This window comes from Flavobacterium sp. SLB02 (genome assembly GCF_009664855.1).
In the GTDB taxonomy this organism is placed as follows: Bacteria; Bacteroidota; Bacteroidia; order Flavobacteriales; family Flavobacteriaceae; genus Flavobacterium.
This window is the reverse complement of sequence record NZ_CP045928.1, coordinates 5,123,957-5,143,969: the sequence shown is the minus strand read 5'-3', so window position 1 is coordinate 5,143,969 and position 20,013 is coordinate 5,123,957. Positions and strand designations below refer to the sequence as shown.

Here is a 20,013-nt window from a genome sequence, read left to right as displayed (position 1 = left end):
GTAATTTTTGAACTTTTCTTTAAAAAAATATTAGTTTATATTTTCGAATTTATAAACCGTTGTTTGATGGTATTCGTCACCTTTTCTTAAAACCGAATTTGGAAAATGTTCCTGATTTGGTGCATCCGGAAAATTTTGAGTTTCAAAACAAATTCCGCTTGTGGTATGGTAGTTTATATTTTCTTTTCCTTTTAATGTGTCAGAACATTTACCGCCTACATATATATGTACACTTGGCTGATCAGTGTAAACGCTCATTTGCAAATTATTTTTAGCACTGTATAATTTTGCAACAGCATTATTTGTAGCTTCAATTACAAACGAATTGTCAATAATTGCCGGACATTTTTTAGTCGTTCTAAAATCGAAATCATGATTGGCAAGAGCAGTAAAGTTTCCGCTTGGGATATTAACTGAATCTGTTTCCAGCATTTTTTCAGCATCAATAAACATGGTCTGATCCAGAACATTTCCGTCATGACCATCAAGATTAAAATAACTATGATGCGTCAAGTTGATAACCGTATCTTGTGTTGTTGTCGCTTTGTATTCCAGCTTCAGTTCGTTGTCTTCGGTTAAAGTATAGGTTAAATCAACGTGTAATTCTCCCGGAAAATTTTCGTCTAAATCTTCACTCAAAAGACTCAGTGTAATCGACGGATTATCGCCTGAAGTAATATTGGTAACATTCCATACCTTTTGTCCAAAACCAACATTTCCGCCATGCAATGCATTTCCGTTATTGTTGATGTTCAACTGGTATGTTTTGTCGTTTAATTTAAAAGAACCTTTACTAATTCTTCCCGCATAACGGCCAACAGTGGTCCCAAAATAAGGAGCGCCTGGTAAATTATAAGAAGCCAGATATGATTCTAAAGTATCAAAACCCAAAACAACATCAACAAGTTTACCATTCGAAACCGGAATTTGTAATAAAGTTACAGTAGCGCCATAATTAATGACCTGAACTTTCATTCCGTTTTTATTAGATAATTCAAAAGAAAGAATTTCTTCCTTATCGGGCATTAAACCAAATGATTTAGATACAGATCCGTTTTGAAAATGCGATATATGTTTTATTTCCATATTATTTTTGCCAAAAGTGAAATCCAAAAATAGAAACATTATTTACGTTTGCATACCAGTACCTACCAGTTTTTTGTATATTGCACCAAAATTTCCTTTTTTATGAATATTATTTCGATTCAGAATAACATTGGTTTGCCAAAATATAAGCAGATAATTCTGTCAATAGAAAAAGCAATTGAAGAAGAAAAACTGGTAAAAGGCGACCGGCTTCCGTCTGTGAATAAAGTTTGTCTGGCTTTTTCATTATCGCGTGATACCGTTTTATTAGGATACGATGAACTCAAAAAAAGAGGTATTATTTACGCTATTCCCGGTAAAGGATATTACGTGAAAAGCGTTGAAACGACTATAAAACAGAAGGTTTTCTTATTATTTGATGAATTAAATAGTTTTAAGGAAGACATCTATAATTCGTTTTTGCAGTATATTGGAAAAAATGCTCAGGTCGATATTTTCTTTCATCATTTTAATGTTCCCGTTTTTCAGAAACTCATAAATGACAGTAACGGAAATTATACAAAATACATCATCATGCCCACCAACTTAAACGATGTAGCCAAATTGATAAAAACCCTACCAGTAGGCGAAGTTATCATACTGGATCAGACCAATCCGGATCTGAAATTGTATCCCGCAATTTATCAAAATCATGAAAAAGATATTTTTGAAGGATTGCTCAAAGGAAAGTCGAGACTGGGTAAATACGAAAAGTTGATTTTGATTTTCCCGGGTTTCAGAGAACCACTCGGAATGAAAATTGGGTTTGAAGCTTTTTGTACGGAATATGATTTTGAATACGAAATCATCACTGAATTTACCGACCGCGAAATTACTTTGGGCGATTTATACATTATCCCGAATGATCGTGATTTAGTACGCGTAATCGAAAAAGCAAGAGACCAAAACCTGAAATTAGGAATCGATCTCGGAATTATATCCTATAATGAAACACCATTAAAAAAGATTGTTGCCAACGGAATCACCACAATTTCGACCCATTTTGAAACAATGGGAAAAATTTTGGCAGATATGGTCCTAAAAGGAAAGAAAGAACAAATAGAAAACAAATCATCTCTTATGATGCGCAATTCTTTGTAAAGAGGAAAATATTATTTTAAGCGATTGGTTTAGTCCCTACGGGACATTTTGGAATATGGACGATATTGTATTTCTACCAACATTTAATCTCTACGAGATATTTCATTTCGCATAATTTGAGAATTTTTTCCGCCAATCATTTAGATTGGATAACTCCGCTAGGAGTTAAAGGTTGGTAGCAGATTAAATTATCACCCCACGCAAATGTCCCGTAGGGACATCTCTATCCAATTTCCAATCTCCCGTTATGTTTTATTTTTTTTATTTGACAAACCAATATCTCACAATAAAAACCAATAATCTATTAAATCCCTAATTTTTTAATTAAAAAAATAACGAAACAATTTTTTTGTTTTTGTGAAATTATTTTGCATACATTTGTAAATGTAAATTTTACACTTATTATTTGTTTTGATTTTGCTTTATAAAAATAGGATATGTTCTATTTTGAAATTTAGTAAAAACTATTACAAATCTGCTATTAAATAAACCAAACCAACTTGAAATTAACTTAGAAATGAATAACAAAATAGACCAATTATCGGCAGATAATATAAGAGCTTTGGCTATTTCGATGGTCGAAAAAGCAAATTCCGGACATCCGGGAGGATCAATGGGAGGTGCAGATTTCATGCATATTTTATATTCTGAATACTTAAAATACGATCCAACTGATATGAACTGGATTTTCAGGGATCGTTTTTTTATGGATGCGGGACATCTTTCGGCTTTGATGTATGCACAATATCATTTGCTGGGCAATTACGAAAAATCAGATCTTGAAAATTTCAGACAATGGGGTTCTGTAACTCCCGGACATCCTGAAATTGATGTAAAAAGAGGTATCGAAAATACATCAGGACCATTGGGTCAGGGACATGCCATGGGCGTTGGAGCAGCTATTGCGGCTAAGTTTTTATCAGCAAGATTTGAGAATTTATTCGATCATAAAATTTATGGTTTTATAACCGATGGCGGCGTTCAGGAAGAAATTTCGCAGGGAGCCGGAAGAATTGCAGGACATTTAGGATTGAACAATTTTATTATGTTTTATGATTCGAATGATGTGCAGCTTTCTTCGATGACAGATGAGGTTACGACCGAAAATACAGCCATGAAATACGAATCATGGGGGTGGAAAGTGATTACCATTGACGGTCATAATCACACTCATATTCGTTCAGCATTAAACGCAGCTCATGCCGAATTAGAAAGACCAACTCTAATTATTGGCCGCACCATAATGGGAAAAGGTTGTGTAACGGCAGATGGAACGATGTACGAAGGACAATGCGAATTGCACGGAAAACCTATTGGCGCTACAAAAGCCAATTTCGAAAAAACATTACTGAATTTAGGTGCTAATCCAGAAGATTCATTTGCGATTTATAAAGAGGTTGAATCGCATTATAAATCAATTTTAGAAAATAAAACAGAAGAAGCGGCAAATCGAAAAATACAAATTTCGGCCTGGGAAAAACAAAACCCAAAATTAGCTGAAAAGATCAAACAGTTTTTTAATGGAGATTTACCGACATTGGATTTTAGCACAATTGCTCAAAAAGCCAATGCAGCAACACGCGATGCATCGGCGGCAGTTTTAGGATATCTGGCTGAAAATGTAGAGAACATGATTGTGTCTTCTGCTGATTTATCGAATAGTGATAAAACAGATGGTTTCCTGAAAAAATCATCGGTTTTACAAAAGAATAATTTTAGCGGAGGATTTCTGCAAGCCGGTGTTGCGGAATTAACGATGGCAGCAATTGCTAACGGAATCGCGCTTCACGGTGGTGTAATTCCGGTTGTGGCAACATTTTTTGTGTTTTCAGATTATATGAAACCGGCGATTCGTTTGGCCGCCATTCAGGAATTACCGGTAAAATATGTGTGGACACATGATTCTTTCCGCGTAGGCGAAGATGGTCCAACGCACCAGCCTATTGAGCAGGAAGCTCAGATTCGATTACTAGAAAAAATTAAAAATCATTCGGGAGATCAGAGTTTATTGGCTTTACGTCCGGCAGATTCTGTAGAAACTTCTGTAGCCTGGCAAATGGCGCTCGAAAATAAAAAAACGCCAACTGGTTTAATTCTTTCGAGACAAGATATAAAAGATATTCCAACAAACGGAAGTTCAAGATTTGAAGAAGCTTCTCAAGCCAAAAAAGGAGGTTATCTGGTGCAATCAAATCCAAATCCTGACGTCACTTTAATCGCAAACGGATCTGAAGTAGCAACACTTATCGAGGCTGCAAAAGAACTGGCACAGGATTTTAAATTAAGTATAAATGTGGCTTCTATTATTTCAGAAGGGCTTTTTAGATTTCAGTCTGCGGAATATCAGGAAAGTGTTATTCCAAAAGATGCTTTGGTTTTCGGACTTACCGCCGGACTTCCGGTTAATTTAGAAAACCTTGTTGGTACCAAAGGAAAAGTATTTGGTTTAGAGCATTTTGGATATTCGGCTCCGGCATCAGTTTTAGATCAGAAATTTGGATTTACCAGCGAAAATGCCCGTAAAGAAATCCTGAAATATTTAGAAAATAACAATTACAACTTATTAAAATAATAGAAAGACATGAAATTTTTTATAGACACAGCAAATTTAAAAGATATTAAAGAAGCCAATGATTTAGGCGTTTTAGATGGTGTAACCACAAACCCTTCGTTGATGGCAAAAGAAGGAATTACCGGAGCTCAGAATATTTTAGATCATTACATAAAAATTTGCGAATTGGTTGATGGTGATGTTAGTGCCGAAGTTATCTCGACAGATCTTGATGGTATGGTAGCTGAAGGTGAAAAACTGGCAGCTTTACATCCGCAGATTGTGGTAAAAATCCCGATGATAAAAGATGGTGTAAAAGCAATCAGGTATTTTTCGAATAAAGGAATCAGGACCAATTGTACTTTGGTATTTTCTGCAGGTCAGGCTTTATTGGCAGCAAAAGCCGGAGCAACTTATGTGTCGCCATTTATTGGCCGCTTAGATGATGTTTCGACTGACGGAATGGTTTTGATTGAAGATATCAGACTGATTTACGATAATTACGGTTACGAAACCCAAATTTTAGCGGCTTCTGTTCGTAACGTAATGCACATTATCAATTGTGCAAAAATAGGATCAGATGTTATTACCGGGCCATTAAGCGCCATCGAAGGCTTATTAAAACATCCTTTAACGGATATTGGTCTTGCCACTTTCCTGGCAGATTATCAAAAAGGTAATAGTTAATTAGAAGACTTTTTTGGCCCACGGATTTAAGGGATGAAATAGATCAAAGCAGATTTTAAATTTAATGGATAGCTCAATTAAAATTTATCATATCAGTTCAATTGATAAATAATATAAACTGTAAAGATCTGTTTGTTTCAAATCCGTGACCAAAACTTAAAATAATAATTTTGTTAGTTTTTAATAGTAGTTTTTTTGAAGAAAAAACCCTGAAAGTTTGTGGCTTTCAGGGTTTTATTTTTTTAAGCCCACGGTTTGTGCGGGTGATGCAGATTGACGCGGATTTTTTATTTTAATTTGTTCGATTTGTGAACTAAACTTAAGGAATAATTTTTTCTTCTTTTTTTCTCTCGCAGATTTAGCGAATTTTTTTAAAATTTTCATCTGCCTGATCTGCTAAATCTGCGAGAGAAATTATGATATAGCTATTTGACATTTTTATAAAAAAAATAAAATCAGCGAAAATCAGTTCAATCCGTAAAGTCAGCGTGCCAACTTTTACAAATTCAATACAAAATCGTTGAGTAATTTCTCTTCGTATTTTTCTTTATTAAAAGTATACAGATAAGATCCTTTTCGGGAAGACTGCATATCTTTTTCATCCAGTTTATTCAGGATTTCTAAAGAATTAATCTTGCTGATAAAATTTCGTTTGTCTAATTCTTTACTCAATATAGCTTCGTATAATTCTAACAGCTGACGCATTGTAAACTTTTCAGGCAGTAATTCGAAACCAATTGGTTTGATCGAAGTTCTGTAACGAAGTCTTTTAATGGCGTTTTGCACCATTTCGTTATGGTCAAAAATTAAATGAGGAGCATCTGCAATACTAAACCATTGTGCATGATAATTTTTAATCAGTTCAGCATTATGATTTTCGATATTAATCAAAGCATAATAGGAAACTGAAATGGTTCTTTCGACAGGATCACGATCGATTTCGCTGTAAGCATATAGTTGCTCCATATAAATATCGTTTAAACCTGTATACGTATTTAAGATTCTGATTGCAGCATCATCCAACACTTCATCTCGTTTTAAAAAACCTCCAATCAAAGACCATTTTCCCTTTTCAGGCTCAAAATCTCTCTTGATCAAAAGGATTTTCAACCCTTCACTGTCGAATCCAAAAATGATACAATCTACTGCTAATAAGACTTTATCTGCAGAACTATAACTGTTTAGCATATTCAATTTTTTATTGGTAAATATATAAACTTCCTAATACGTTTCATAATTTATTAATGTAGATTTTACACTTAATAAGTTTGTCTTTTTCAAGAAGTTCAATAATGAGTTTTTTACAGTCAAATTTAGACCACAATTTATCTTTTTCAATCGTTTTCGCGACAAAAAAGCTTTGATTTTATCAAAAAACAATTCATCTGTCGAAATTTAAAAGAACCTAAAGAGGATTTTATTTACAAAAATAACAAATTTTTATGCTTCAAATATCCAATAAATAACTCATTTGTTAATTTTTTTTATAACTCATTTTTTTGAGTAAAAAGTTGCTTTTTAATAAAAAGTGTTGGTTTTACACAAATTATAGATCAAAAAGCTCTTTTTTTTGAAAATAACATTAATTTTTAAATGTTGTTTTTACACTTAATTTGTGATATGCATTTTTTTTACCTCCTTTTTTTGCCATATTAATTTGTTTTTAAGCTTTTTTTTTATTTAAATTTACAAATGTAAAATTAACACTTATAATTATACGCTAACCAACTTAAACTAACCAGTATGATAACAAACCAAAAATTATTTTTTTACTGCAATTTTTTATTGCCAAAAAAAGAATGGCTTGTAGCATTTATGATGCTATTATTTTCCGTAAATCAAATGTCGGCTCAGGGCAAAGTGATTACCGGAATTGTTACCTCGGCGCAAGACAAACTGCCTTTGCCGGGAGTAAACATTTTGATAAAAGGAACCAAAACCGTTTCTACAACAGGTTTTGATGGAGAATATTCGATTAAAGCATCTCCAAACGATGTTTTAGTTTTTTCATTTATAGGATTTCAGAATCAGGAATTAACAGTAGGAAACCAATCTAAAGTAAATATTACTTTAAGCGAAGACACCAATAAACTAAATGAAGTAGTAGTTGTAGGATACGGTACACAAAAGAAATCTAATCTTACAGGTTCAATAAGTGTTGTGGATATGGAATCAGCTAAAAAGACGATCACCTATGATCCTGCAAAAATGCTTCAGGGCCAGGTTGCTGGTGTTACAGTACAATCATCAGGAGAACCCGGAGGCTTTGTAAATGTAAAAATTAGAGGTATAAATTCATTTACAAACAACAATCCTCTTTTTGTTATTGACGGAATGATTGTTGATAGTCCAAATGATTTTGCGCCTGGTGATATCGAATCAATGCAGGTTTTAAAAGATGCATCATCGGCCGCTATTTATGGTGTTCAGGGGGCAAACGGGGTTGTAATCATTACCACTAAAAAAGGGAAGAACGGAAAATTAGATATAAAATATAAGTCATTAGTTGGGCTCCAGAATGTGGCTAAAGAATGGGACTTGACTGATAGAGTTGGATACCAGAAAATTACAACAGCTGCCGAATTAAATGCCGGATTAACTGTTGCTCCTGGAAATAACCCAACGAGTCCTTCTTATATAAAAAATGTAAATACAGATTGGCAAAAGGAAGCTTTTCAAACTGGGATTGTCCAAAATCATTCACTTACCCTTAATGGAGGAGCTGAAAATTTAGGATACAATATGAATGTAGATTATTTTAAAAATACCAGTTATTTAAATTCTCCACAAGATTATGAAAGAATATCGACCAATTTAAATTTATATGGTAAAAAAGGGAAATTTAAATATGGTTCTAAGATAGGTTATACACAATCTGACAAAGAGAATTTCAACGAATATAATGCAGGTCAATCAGCGATTGTTGATTTGCTGGGCGCTATTCCAACAATGCCTGTTTATGATCCAAACAGACTTGGCGGCTACGGAGGTACTGATGTTTTAACGCAAAGGGCTATTTCGATGAATGTAATTGGGTTTAATAATTTAATAACGAATAACGGAAAAAGAAATCGTTTCATTGGAGATATCTGGGGAGAACTTGAAATTGTCAAAGGTCTTAAATATAAACTAGATGTAAGTTATGATAGATTAGATTGGCAAAATAGAAAATTTAATCCACCAAGCAATTTAGGGTGGTACTATATTACAACGAATGAGAAGGCGGCATTAGATCTTGAAACAGGAAATCAGACAAGAACATTCCTGAATAATTTATTGACATATGAAGTTTCGCTTGGAAAGCATAAAATTGATGTTTTGGGCGGATGGATTCAGGAGAAAAAGGATTTTTATAGACTATGGAATAAAGGTGTTGGCTATACGCCGGGAGAGATCAGTCAACTTCAATATGCTGACTCAAGAGATGGAGGAGAATATAAAAATACGATTACGAATATTTCGTATTTAAGCCGATTAAATTATTCTTACGATGATCGTTATTTTATTACTGGAAATTTCAGACAAGATAAAACATCACTTTTTAGTGAAGAGAATAATACGGGTAATTTCTACTCTTTTTCAGGGGCGTGGAAAATTAGTAATGAAAAGTTTATTCACTTACCTGAGTGGTGGAATACTATTAAAGTTAGAGGAGGTTATGGTATTTTAGGTAATAATACGATTGGTGCTTATGGCTATTCTCCAACTATTAATGCTTTTGCAGGATACGACTTTAATAATAAATTAGCACCTGGAACTACAGTAATTAGTGCTATTGATCCAAATGTTCACTGGGAAGAAACTTCGACTTCGAATGTAGCTCTTGAGTTAGGATTTTTTAATAATGACTTACAAGTTACAGCAGAATATTATCAAAAAAAATCAACAGATTTACTAATTGGAGTTCCGTTGCCTTTTTCAACGGGAGCGTTCCCTGCAAATGTTGTAACAAATGCCGGAGCAGTTAGAAATAGCGGTTTAGAATTTACAGCAAGTTATAACAACAATCGCAATAAGTTTAAATATAACATTTCAGCTAATCTAGGAACTTTAAAAAATAAGGTGCTACAAATTGGTTTAGACGGAAATCCTATTTATGGAGCAGCGTCAAAAACAGAAGTGGGAAGATCTATTGGTGAACTTTATGCTTATGAAACGGCAGGGATTTTTCAGAATGCGGCTGATTTAGCAGCTTCGCCAACACAAACGAATGCAGGTGTTGGAGATCTTAAATTTAGGGATGTAAATGGTGATGGAAAAATTACAGATGCAGATAGAACTTTTCAGGGAGTTGCCATTCCAAAATACAGTTACGGACTTAATTTTAGTGCTAATTACAAAAACTTTGATTTCTCTATGTTTTGGCAAGGAAGCGGTGGGAACAAGGTATTCAATGGATTGTACCGTAATTTAATGGCAGAACAATACGGAAACAGTAGTGTTGATGCATTGAATTACTGGACCCCAACAAATACAAACACAAATGTGCCACGTCCGATTATTGGAGATCCAAATGCAAACGCAAGAGATTCTAACAGATTTATTGAAAGTGGCGATTATATCAAATTGCAGACATTAGAAATCGGGTTTTTAATTCCAGTTCCTAAAGATACTTTTATTCAGAAAGCGAAGATATTTGTTAATGGGCAAAACTTATTGATTATTAGTAAATACAAAGGTTATGATCCCGATTTTAATTACAATGATGGATTATTTTCCAGAGGATACGATGCGGGATCTTTCCCTAATCCAAGAACAATTTCTATGGGTGTTGAAGTAAATTTTTAAAACTAGCCTAATCAATTAAAACGTATTAAAATGAAATATAAAATATTTAACTATATAACGGCTTTCTTTTCAGTAGCCGTGTTAACAACAAGTTGTGTTGATAATGAAGATTTACTTCAGGTTGATCCAAATGTTGAAACGGCAGCATCATTTTGGAAAACAGATGAGGACGCGATTGCAGGTATAAACGCTGTTTATAGTAGTTTATTAACAGATGGTACTTATATGCGAAGTACACCTTTATTACTAGATGCAAGATCTGATGATGCTCGTACTAATAGTCCATGGCCATCTATGTACAATGTTGGGCATTTCAACTCAAATGTTGCGGATGCGGCAATTTACGGCTGGGCTTACGAAACCTATTATCAGGGAATTTACCGTGCTAATCAAGTTTTGGCAAATGTTCCAAATATCGAAATGGCAAATGGGGCGCTAAAAAGCAGAATTTTAGGTCAGGCTTATTTTTTGAGAGGACTTTACTTATTTCATGCAGTAAACATGTTTAAAAACGTGCCGGTTCCAATAGACATTGCAGTTAAATATCCACAGAAAACAGAAGCAGAAGGTTGGGCACAAGTCATTGCAGATTTTACAGCTGCGGCTGAGTTATTACCTACTTCATACGCTAGTGTTTCAGGTTTAGATAGCGGGGAGGCAGGACGCGCAACAAAGGGAGCAGCTCTGGGGTACCTGGGAAAAGCTTATTTGTTTACTAAGGATTTTGAAAAAGCCAAAGCTACTTTCAAACAAGTTATTGACTTAGGCGTTTATTCATTAGTATCAAATTATCGCGATAATTTTACTACTGCTAATGAAAATAATTCAGAGTCACTTTTTGAAGTACAAATGAGTAGAGAGGCTGGAGGCGTTGCATTAGGCTGGGGAGGTATTCCAGCTTCAAATTGGGGAAAAACTTCAGCACGTGCTATCACTTATGCAGCAAGAGGTTTTGGATGGACAGATGTTCAGCCTTCATTTGCATTATTCAATGAATTTCATGAGGAGAAAACTCAATCAGGAGATCTGGATCCTCGTTTAGATGCCACGATATTTTACAATAAACCAGGCGGAATGAAATTGTATGGACAAGATTTTGCAACTTACTATGAAAAAAGTCCAGCTGATTTGAATGATATATTTTGTAGAAAATATCAAAATTCAGATGGAGAATTTGAAAGCGAAATGGATTGGCGTTCTGGAATCAACGAGCGTTTGTTGCGTTATGCAGATATTCTTTTGATGTATGCCGAAACTTTAAACGAAACAGGTGATACTCCCGGAGCATACGGATACATTCAGATGGTAAGAAACAGAGTTGGTTTGCCAGATCTGGCAACAGTAAAACCAGGTATGTCACAAGCCCAAATGAGAGAACAGCTAGGTCACGAAAGATTCCTGGAGTTCCCTCTTGAAGGACACCGTTTTGATGACATTCGTCGTTGGGGATGGTTACAGGATGCTACAAAATTAGCCTGGCTAAAATCGAGAGATGCTGAGTTTAATTCGTATACACCAGGAAGAGAATTTTATCCAATTCCGCAATTAGAAATGGATAATAATCCGGGAACAAAACAGAATGACAGTTATTAAGTTTTCAGTTCCAGTCACAGTCTCAGTGTTTACTGTGACTGAAAACTGAGACTAAGATTTTATTTGAATTAGTTAGAATACTTAATATCATGTAAGGGCCTAAAAACCTTTACATGATATTATCTTAAAAACAGAAATTGAGATTGCAGAGATATAATAATTACACCTTAACTAAAATTATAACCAATGAAAACAATTACAAGTTTAGTTTTATTAGCAGTATTATTAGTAAGTTGCCAAAATGAAGATCTTATAAATCCTTCAAATGAGGACGCAGCCGCGGTTGTAGATACTCAGAATTCTCAAGTAAAAAACTTAACAGCCAAAACTGTTACAGGAAAAGTTCCCTCACACGATCCTAGTACAATTGTAAAAAGTGGCGTAAACTATTATGTATTTACAACAGGAGATAATATACCCATGACATATTCAACAAATCTAACAAGTTGGACTTGGGGAGCATCAGTATTTACTTCGACTCCAGGTTGGATCACAGGATATGTACCCGGTTTTGTAAAAACATTTTGGGCGCCAGATGTAGCCTGGTTCAATAATCGATGGAATATGTATTATTCATGCTCCACTTTTGGTTCCGCAACATCAGCAATTGGGTTGGTAACTACTCCGGCAATAAGTGCTTCGGCGGGAACAACCTGGACAGATAGAGGTGTAGTGGTTTCATCCTCGTCAGCTTCAGATGTGAATGCAATTGATCCTTCAATTTTAGTAGACGGAAGCAATGTTTATATGGCATATGGTTCCTGGCATGCCGGAATTGGAGTCATCCAGATTAATCCTTCAACAGGAAAAACGACAGGAAGCAAAACGATTGTTGCCGGCGGAAGCAGTGCAAGTTGGGAAGCGCCTTGTTTGATAAAAGAAGGAAGTTATTACTATATGTTCGTAAACCGAGGTAGTTGTTGTAACGGCGTAAACAGTACATACTATATTGTAGTAGGCCGCTCAACAAGTCCGTTTGGCCCCTATGTTGATAAAAACGGAGTGAATTTAAAGAACGGTGGCGGAACAACAGTTTTAGCAACACAAGGAAATTATATCGGACCAGGTCATTTATCCAGAATTGTCGGAACTCAAAAAGGATCAGTTCATTATTATGACGGAGCCGACAGCGGAAATCCAAAACTCGAAATTGTATATTTTACATGGTCATCAGGTTGGCCATCACTTTCTTATTAAAAATACTATTTAGAGGAAAGTTTCATGAAGCTTTCCTCTTTATAACTTATAAAAACACATTATGAAAAAAATACTTTTAAGCACATTTCTTTTTACCCTTTTCACTCAGGTTAATTTTGCTCAAAATCAAACTACAGTAGTTACTATTAAAAATAATGCTGATGCCCCAACTATTGATAAAAATATTTACGGGCATTTTGCAGAACATTTAGGACGTTCTATTTATGGAGGTTTTTTTGTGGGAGATACATCCAAGATTCCAAATACAAAAGGAGTTAGAAATGACATTGTTAAAGCTTTAAAAGAATTAAAAATTCCGAATTTAAGATGGCCGGGCGGATGTTTTGCAGATACCTACCACTGGAAAGATGGAATTGGACCACAACAGGAAAGACCAACAATTGTAAACAAATGGTGGGGCGGTACAACAGAAGATAACAGTTTTGGGACGCATGATTTTCTTAACATGTGCGAATTATTGGGTGCCGAACCTTATTTGTCAGGAAACGTAGGCAGCGGAACCGTTCAGGAATTAGCGGATTGGGTGCAGTACACCAACTTTAGCGGCAAAAGCCCAATGAGTGATTTGCGTAAAAAGAATGGAAGAACTGAACCTTGGAAAGTAAAATTCTGGGGAATTGGAAATGAAGCCTGGGGTTGTGGAGGAAATATGACAGCAGAATATTATGCTAATGAATACCGCAAATACGCCACCTTCATGTCAGATTGGGAAAATACAGGCGGAATTACCCGCATTGCATCAGGATCAAACAGTGCCGATTATAACTGGACAGAAGTTTTAATGAAAAACATTCCGATCAATATGTTAGGCGGAGTTGGAGTACACCATTATGCCGTTATCGATTGGGGTAAAAAAGGCGACGGTGTAAACTTTACCGAAGACGGCTATTTTCATACCATGCAATCTGCCTTAAAAATGGAAGAATTGGTAACCAAACATTCTGCTATAATGGACAAATACGATCCGGAGAAAAAAGTAGCTATGATTGTAGACGAATGGGGAGCCTGGTACGAAGTAGAGAAAGGAACAAATCCTGGATTTTTATACCAACAAAATACGATGAGAGATGCGGTTTTGGCCGGAGCAACGCTTAACATCTTTAACAATCATGCTGACAGAGTTCGTATGGCAAACCTGGCACAATGTGTAAACGTTTTACAAGCGGTAATCCTTACGGATAAAGCAAAAATGATTACAACGCCAACCTATCATGTCATGAAATTGTATAGCGTTCACCAGGATGCTAAATTATTGCCAGTCAATTTTCAGTCACCATTATACACTTTCAACGGAGAATCACTTCCGGCAGTTTCTGCTTCGGCATCAAAAGACAAAAGCGGATTGGTTCATATTTCTTTAGTAAATGTAGATGCCAAGAATAAAAATAAAATAGAAATAGATGTCAATAATCTGGGCGTTAAAAACTTCACAGGAACTATTATAACATCAGCTAAGTTACAGGATTATAATTCATTCGATACTCCAAACAAAATTGTGCCAACAGTTTTTAAAGCTTTCGAAAATAAAAAAGGAAAATTAGAAATCACAATTCCTCCTTTCTCAGTAGTAGTATTAGAAGGAAAATAACAAGCTAAAAAAATGAAAAAATCAAAACACATAATAAAAATAGCCTCGTACTTAGGGCTGCTTTTATTTGTTTTTGCTGCAGTGAGCTGTTCAAAAGATGATCCTGCAACAAATGAAAATCCTGATCCGCCGGTAGTGGTGGATCCTCCGGTAGTGACGCCCGCTTTTCCGGGACCAACTTACGCAGATAATTACACCTCATTATCAGGTTGGGGAAGCCGAGCACAATGGAATTTAGCCAACGTTCATGATCCATCTGTAGAAAAATCAGGAGACTATTATTATATGTACCAAACCGATGCTTCTTACGGGAATGCAACAGATGGTCACGGACATTTTTTTTACAGAAGATCCAAAGATTTAATCAACTGGGAATTTATGGGACCTTCAATGACCGAAGCTCCGGCCTGGGTAAAAGATTCTTTAAACAATAAAAGAGCCAGAATGTCTCCTGCTTTGCCACCCATTACAAATCCTAATTATGGATATTGGGCGCCTTGCGTTCGAAAAGTAGGTAATATTTACAGAATGTATTACAGTATTGTAGTAACAAATCCTATTGTAGGCACAGATACCAATACTTCCTGGACAGAACGCGCTTTCATTGGCTTAGCCGAAACAACTGATTTAGCATCTAACAATTGGGTAGATAAAGGAATGGTCGTTTGCTCTGAACCTGATGGCGTAAAAAGCTATGTTCGAAACGGAGGAAACGATTGGGATGCTTATTTTAAATTCAACGCCATCGATCCGAGTTTCATTCAGACTCCTGAAGGCAATCAGTATTTAATTTACGGTTCATGGCATTCCGGAATCGCAGCTTTAAAACTGAACCCGGCAACAGGAAAACCTGATAAATTAAAAACCATTGACGATTACGGAGTACGAATTGCAGGACGCGGTAACGTAAATTCAAACCGCTGGCAAGCACTCGAAGGACCTGAAATTATTTATAATCCGGAGACTCAATATTATTATTTATTTCTGGCTTATGATGAATTATCAGTTGCTTACAATACACGTGTAGCACGTTCAAAAAGTATCTTGGGACCTTATCAAACCATTACCGGAACCAGTATTACAAACGGAGCCGATTGTTTACCAATGTTAACACATCCATACTCTTTTAAAAATCATACAGGCTGGGTGGGAATTTCACATTGCGGAATTTTTCAAAACCCAGAAACCAAACAATGGTATTATGCATCGCAGGCACGTTTGCCGGAAGGAGTTCCGGGAATCGCAGTTTCGAATGCCGTAATGATGGGACACGTTCGTGGGATTCAATGGACAGAAGATGGCTGGCCGGTTGTAGAAGCAGAACGTTATGCAGGAGTACCGGCAACCACGATTTCTGAAGCTAGTTTTATTGGAACATGGGAACAAATAACCATGAATTATCAATACAAAACCATTCAAAAATCAATTACCGTTTATTTAACCGCCGATAAAAAAGTAAGCGGAGATGCAAATGGAACCTGGTCATACGACAGCGCCAAAAAAATCTTAACGATAAACGGAGTAAAATGTAATGTAACCGATGCCTGGGATTGGGAATCTGCCACCAGAAAAGTGACTTTGAGTTATTCAGGTTTAACGGCAGGCGGATTACCGGTTTTGGGGAAAAAGATTAATTAGAAAATTTCAATTTTTAAAATTCTAAACATTAAATAATAGCCACAGAGTAAAAGATAAAAATCTGCTCAATCTGCCAAATCTGCGAGAAAAAATATTTAACACATAGAAACTATGTTTTAAAATAAATCATAATGAAAAATATAATTACGACCATATCACTTTTACTTAATTTCTGTCAAACAGTTCAAAGCCAAACTGATCCCGCAAAATTCAATAATCCAATAATCAAAGATCAATATACAGGCGATCCTGCGGCATTAGTTTATAAAGATAAAGTTTATCTATACGCGGGTCATGACGAAGCGCCAAACGATTTTAATTTTTATAAAATGAATGAATGGGTAGTATATTCTTCATCAGATATGAAAAAATGGGAATCGCATCCGGTGCCGTTAAAAACAACTGATTTTGCTTGGGCAAAAGGAGATGCATGGGCTTCACAAGTTATTGAAAGAAACGGAAAATTTTATTGGTATGTAACCGTTGAGCATGGATCAGTACACGGAAAATCAATTGGAATTGCAGTTTCCGACAGTCCAACAGGGCCTTTTAAAGATGCTTTAGGAAAAGCGCTGATTACAAACGACATGACCAAATTTACCGATATAAGCTGGGACGATATCGATCCAACGGTTTATATCGATACTGATGGACAAGCCTATTTGTTTTGGGGAAATACCGCTTGTCATTATGCAAAATTAAAAGAAAATATGTTGGAATTAGACGGGCCAATTCAGCACATCGATTTGCCGCACTTTACCGAAGCGCCATGGATTCATAAACATAAAGACTGGTATTATTTATCATACGCGTATGAGTTTCCTGAAAAAATCGCCTACGCCATGAGTAAGTCCATTACTGGTCCTTGGGAGTTCAAAGGAATCCTGAACGAATTAGCCGGGAACAGTAATACCAATCACCAGTCAATTATAGATTTTAAAGGACAATCGTATTTTATTTATCACAACGGAGCGTCAATTCCGCATGGAGGAAGTTTCAGAAGATCAGTTTGTGTAGACAAATTGTATTATAATAAAGACGGAACGATGAAACGAGTGGTGATGACCTCTGAAGGAATAGTGAAGTAATTAATAAGAATAAAAAGACACATAGCTGCTCATGAAAAACAAACATGATATAAAAAGAAAGATTATTCAATTGGTAATCATATCTAATGGCTTTGCACGAAAAAAATCTCAGATGTTATTCAATTTTTTTGAATGATTTTGGAGAATCTCAACTGATCTTGTTGTTGTAGTTATATTTCTTGCAAACCAAAAAAAGTTATATAAAAAAGTTGGTTCTACAGATTACACTTATAAATTTTTAATATTAACTAAAATTGCAAACAATGAAAAAAATAATACTCTTCGTATTCTTAACACTTTCACTTATCTTGAAAGCACAGCAAAAGTTAAAACTTCAAAATGATAAAGAAGTAATAGAGTTTCAAATTTCAACAGAAAAATTTTTAGTAAAATTCAAAGATGAAGATAGGGAAACCATTCAAAAACAGAGTAATAATCAATTTACAGAAATATCTAAAAACACTGCTATAATAAAGACCGCTCAACTTAATTACACAGATTTTACCAACACAAAATCAGCGTTAGAAAATAAATTTAGTGATAAAGTAACAAGTATTGAACCAGTCTTGATATATAAAGACGGAGTTGAACAAGTTTGTAATGGAGAACTCAATGTTAAAACAAAAATGGAGGTTGATTTCGATTTACTTCTGAAAGAATACAATTTTACGATTAAAAAAGATGACTTTCTAACAAATCAATTTTTGATAACGATAGACAACATCTCAACTCCAGAATTATTTGCATTGGCTGAGTTTTTACAAAAGAATAAAAATATTGATTATGCCGAACCAAATTTTATTAGATTTATAAAACCCCAAACCACAGATCCTTTTTATGCTTCGCAATGGACAATAAACAATCAGGGATATTTTGGAGGTACTATAGATGCAGATATGGATGTAGATAATGCATGGAATTTTTCTACAGGTAACGGAATAAAAGTAGCCATTATAGATGAAGGAGTAGATTTGAATCATCCTGATTTAAATGCAAATCTTTTACCGGGGTATGATGCAACAGGAGGAAATTCTAGCGGAGGTCCCTCAAATAATGATGCTCACGGAACAGGTTGCGCAGGTATTGTGGCTGCGGTAGCTAATAATAATATTGGTACTGTTGGCGTAGCATACAATTCAAAAGTTATCCCGATTAGGATTGCATTGAAAGATAACAATGGTTTTTGGCAAACTAATGATAATTGGATATCAGCAGGCATTAATTTCGCGGTTCAAAATCAGGCGGATGTTTTAAGTAACTCTTGGGGAGGAGGAAGTCCATCTTCTACAATTACCAATGCAATAAATAATGCCGTTACAAATGGCAGAAACGGAAAAGGGGCTGTTGTTTTATTTGCTACTGGTAATGAAAACGTTGCAGTTAGTTATCCTGCTACGTTGCCAAATGTTATAGCAGTTGGGGCTAGTTCAATGTGTGACCAAAGAAAAACACCCACTTCTTGTGACGGAGAATCTTGGTGGGGGAGTAACTATGGTGCTGGAATTGACGTAGTTGCACCGGGCGTAAAAATATATACTACGGATATTTCGGGATCAGCAGGTTATGATTATGGAGATTATAGATCTGATTTCAACGGAACCTCTTCTGCTTGTCCGAATGCAGCAGGTGTTGTTGCTTTAATACTATCTGTAAATCCTAACTTAACAGGAGTAGAGGCGAGACAATATTTAGAAACTTCAACAGATAAGGTAACGGGATATTCATATTCTTCAAATGTAACCGGTCAGGCAAATGGGACTTGGAATAATGAAGTTGGTTATGGTAGAATTAATGCTATGAATGCGGTTCTAAAAGCTTTAAATTTAAGTATAACTGGAAATCCAACGATTTGTACTTCTACAACTAATATTTATACAATACAAAATTATGCAAATGGTCTTGTCACTTCTTGGAGTTGTTCATCAAATTTAATTTTGTCAAATCCAACAAATAACTCTGTTACTGTAACAGCAAACGGTTCAGGGAATGGGACAATAACCGCTACTTTTCAAAGTGGACAAACTTTAACCAAAAATATTTGGGTAGGACAACCAACATTCAATGTACAAAAAACAAATGAAACCTGTGGTCAATATCGTTTTGTTACTTTAACAATTACGAATATGGATATTGATGCCTCACATGTTTACGATTATTCTTTTATTAATTTACCAACAGGAATTACATATACCAAAACTTCAAATAATGTGTTTCTTTTCAAAATATCATTAAACACCTATACTCAAAATTATTTCATCTATACAGCCAAAGCTACGTTAGGATGTGCTACAAGTTCGTATAGTAATTACGCTATGTTAGGCAGTTGCCCAAGCAGTACAATAAGCGCGCAAAAAACGACAACAAATGAAGAAACCGTTCAATATGTAGTATATCCAAATCCTTCAAGTGATATATTGAATATTTCATTAATAGATGGAAAGACAGTCCCTGTAAAAACTTCAAAAATCACAGCTACATTATATGATTTGAATGGAAATAAAACTGAAAGTATTTCGGTTATAAACAATATAGCTTCGTTGAATGTTAGCAATTATAAAAAAGGGATATATGTATTGAAAATAGACATTGATGGTCAAACAGAAAGTCATCAGGTAATTATAAAATAGAAATTAATTAACTTTAAAATAGCGGTTTATATCTGAAAATAAATAATA

The 20,013-nt window shown here is 35.1% G+C and carries 12 protein-coding genes; 10 read left to right on the top strand and 2 right to left on the bottom strand.

All coding sequences use genetic code 11. The features are described from left to right. Positions 1 to 30: 30 nt before the first annotated feature. The gene (locus GIY83_RS19285; RefSeq protein ID WP_208682937.1) at positions 31 to 1,086 is read right to left on the bottom strand and encodes an aldose epimerase family protein; all 1,056 of its coding nucleotides are present in this window, start codon (positions 1,084 to 1,086) and stop codon (positions 31 to 33) included. Positions 1,087 to 1,188: 102 nt separating this feature from the next. On the opposite strand from GIY83_RS19285, the gene GIY83_RS19280 reads away from it, so the two are divergent. The 3 genes from GIY83_RS19280 to fsa all read left to right on the top strand — a co-directional run bounded on the left by GIY83_RS19280 (position 1,189) and on the right by fsa (position 5,425). Then, a complete protein-coding gene (locus tag GIY83_RS19280) occupies positions 1,189 to 2,187 on the top strand; it encodes a GntR family transcriptional regulator (RefSeq protein WP_208682935.1) in 999 nt (332 codons plus the stop codon). 517 nt (positions 2,188 to 2,704) lie between these two features. Then, the gene (locus tag GIY83_RS19275; RefSeq protein WP_208682933.1) at positions 2,705 to 4,759 is read left to right on the top strand and encodes a transketolase; all 2,055 of its coding nucleotides are present in this window, start codon (positions 2,705 to 2,707) and stop codon (positions 4,757 to 4,759) included. Positions 4,760 to 4,768: 9 nt separating this feature from the next. After that, a complete protein-coding gene (fsa, locus tag GIY83_RS19270) occupies positions 4,769 to 5,425 on the top strand; it encodes a fructose-6-phosphate aldolase (protein WP_194615097.1) in 657 nt (218 codons plus the stop codon). A gap of 498 nt (positions 5,426 to 5,923) precedes the next feature. On the opposite strand, the gene GIY83_RS19265 is transcribed toward fsa, so the two are convergent. Beyond that, on the bottom strand, positions 5,924 to 6,613 hold the full coding sequence (locus GIY83_RS19265) for an NUDIX domain-containing protein (protein WP_194615099.1): 690 nt from the start codon (positions 6,611 to 6,613) through the stop codon (positions 5,924 to 5,926). 555 nt (positions 6,614 to 7,168) lie between these two features. On the opposite strand from GIY83_RS19265, the gene GIY83_RS19260 reads away from it, so the two are divergent. The 7 genes from GIY83_RS19260 to GIY83_RS19230 all read left to right on the top strand — a co-directional run bounded on the left by GIY83_RS19260 (position 7,169) and on the right by GIY83_RS19230 (position 19,965). Further along, positions 7,169 to 10,213, top strand: a complete 3,045-nt coding sequence (locus GIY83_RS19260) for a TonB-dependent receptor (protein WP_208682931.1) — start codon at positions 7,169 to 7,171, stop codon at positions 10,211 to 10,213. A gap of 30 nt (positions 10,214 to 10,243) precedes the next feature. Beyond that, entirely contained in the window at positions 10,244 to 11,806 is a 1,563-nt protein-coding gene (locus GIY83_RS19255) for a RagB/SusD family nutrient uptake outer membrane protein (protein WP_208682929.1), read from the top strand. Positions 11,807 to 11,992: 186 nt separating this feature from the next. Then, on the top strand, positions 11,993 to 13,003 hold the full coding sequence (locus GIY83_RS19250) for an arabinan endo-1,5-alpha-L-arabinosidase (protein ID WP_208682927.1): 1,011 nt from the start codon (positions 11,993 to 11,995) through the stop codon (positions 13,001 to 13,003). A gap of 61 nt (positions 13,004 to 13,064) precedes the next feature. Beyond that, positions 13,065 to 14,612, top strand: coding sequence for an alpha-N-arabinofuranosidase (locus GIY83_RS19245; RefSeq protein WP_208682925.1), 1,548 nt, complete (start codon positions 13,065 to 13,067; stop codon positions 14,610 to 14,612). 12 nt (positions 14,613 to 14,624) lie between these two features. Then, positions 14,625 to 16,250 (top strand): arabinan endo-1,5-alpha-L-arabinosidase, encoded by a 1,626-nt coding sequence (locus GIY83_RS19240; protein ID WP_208682923.1) that lies wholly within the window; start codon positions 14,625 to 14,627, stop codon positions 16,248 to 16,250. Positions 16,251 to 16,381: 131 nt separating this feature from the next. Beyond that, complete coding sequence (locus GIY83_RS19235; protein ID WP_208682921.1) at positions 16,382 to 17,338, top strand: glycoside hydrolase family 43 protein; 957 nt, start codon at positions 16,382 to 16,384, stop codon at positions 17,336 to 17,338. 263 nt (positions 17,339 to 17,601) lie between these two features. Beyond that, positions 17,602 to 19,965 (top strand): S8 family serine peptidase, encoded by a 2,364-nt coding sequence (locus GIY83_RS19230; RefSeq protein WP_208682919.1) that lies wholly within the window; start codon positions 17,602 to 17,604, stop codon positions 19,963 to 19,965. The last annotated feature ends 48 nt before the right edge of the window (positions 19,966 to 20,013 follow it).

Excerpts from the sequence above, each read along its gene's own strand:
- GIY83_RS19285 (WP_208682937.1), bottom strand. The coding sequence starts at position 1,086 with ATGGAAATAAAACATATATCGCATTTTCAAAACGGATCTGTATCTAAA.
- GIY83_RS19280 (WP_208682935.1), top strand. The coding sequence starts at position 1,189 with ATGAATATTATTTCGATTCAGAATAACATTGGTTTGCCAAAATATAAG.
- GIY83_RS19275 (WP_208682933.1), top strand. The coding sequence starts at position 2,705 with ATGAATAACAAAATAGACCAATTATCGGCAGATAATATAAGAGCTTTG.
- fsa (WP_194615097.1), top strand. The coding sequence starts at position 4,769 with ATGAAATTTTTTATAGACACAGCAAATTTAAAAGATATTAAAGAAGCC.
- GIY83_RS19265 (WP_194615099.1), bottom strand. The coding sequence starts at position 6,613 with ATGCTAAACAGTTATAGTTCTGCAGATAAAGTCTTATTAGCAGTAGAT.
- GIY83_RS19260 (WP_208682931.1), top strand. The coding sequence starts at position 7,169 with ATGATAACAAACCAAAAATTATTTTTTTACTGCAATTTTTTATTGCCA.
- GIY83_RS19255 (WP_208682929.1), top strand. The coding sequence starts at position 10,244 with ATGAAATATAAAATATTTAACTATATAACGGCTTTCTTTTCAGTAGCC.
- GIY83_RS19250 (WP_208682927.1), top strand. The coding sequence starts at position 11,993 with ATGAAAACAATTACAAGTTTAGTTTTATTAGCAGTATTATTAGTAAGT.
- GIY83_RS19245 (WP_208682925.1), top strand. The coding sequence starts at position 13,065 with ATGAAAAAAATACTTTTAAGCACATTTCTTTTTACCCTTTTCACTCAG.
- GIY83_RS19240 (WP_208682923.1), top strand. The coding sequence starts at position 14,625 with ATGAAAAAATCAAAACACATAATAAAAATAGCCTCGTACTTAGGGCTG.
- GIY83_RS19235 (WP_208682921.1), top strand. The coding sequence starts at position 16,382 with ATGAAAAATATAATTACGACCATATCACTTTTACTTAATTTCTGTCAA.
- GIY83_RS19230 (WP_208682919.1), top strand. The coding sequence starts at position 17,602 with ATGAAAAAAATAATACTCTTCGTATTCTTAACACTTTCACTTATCTTG.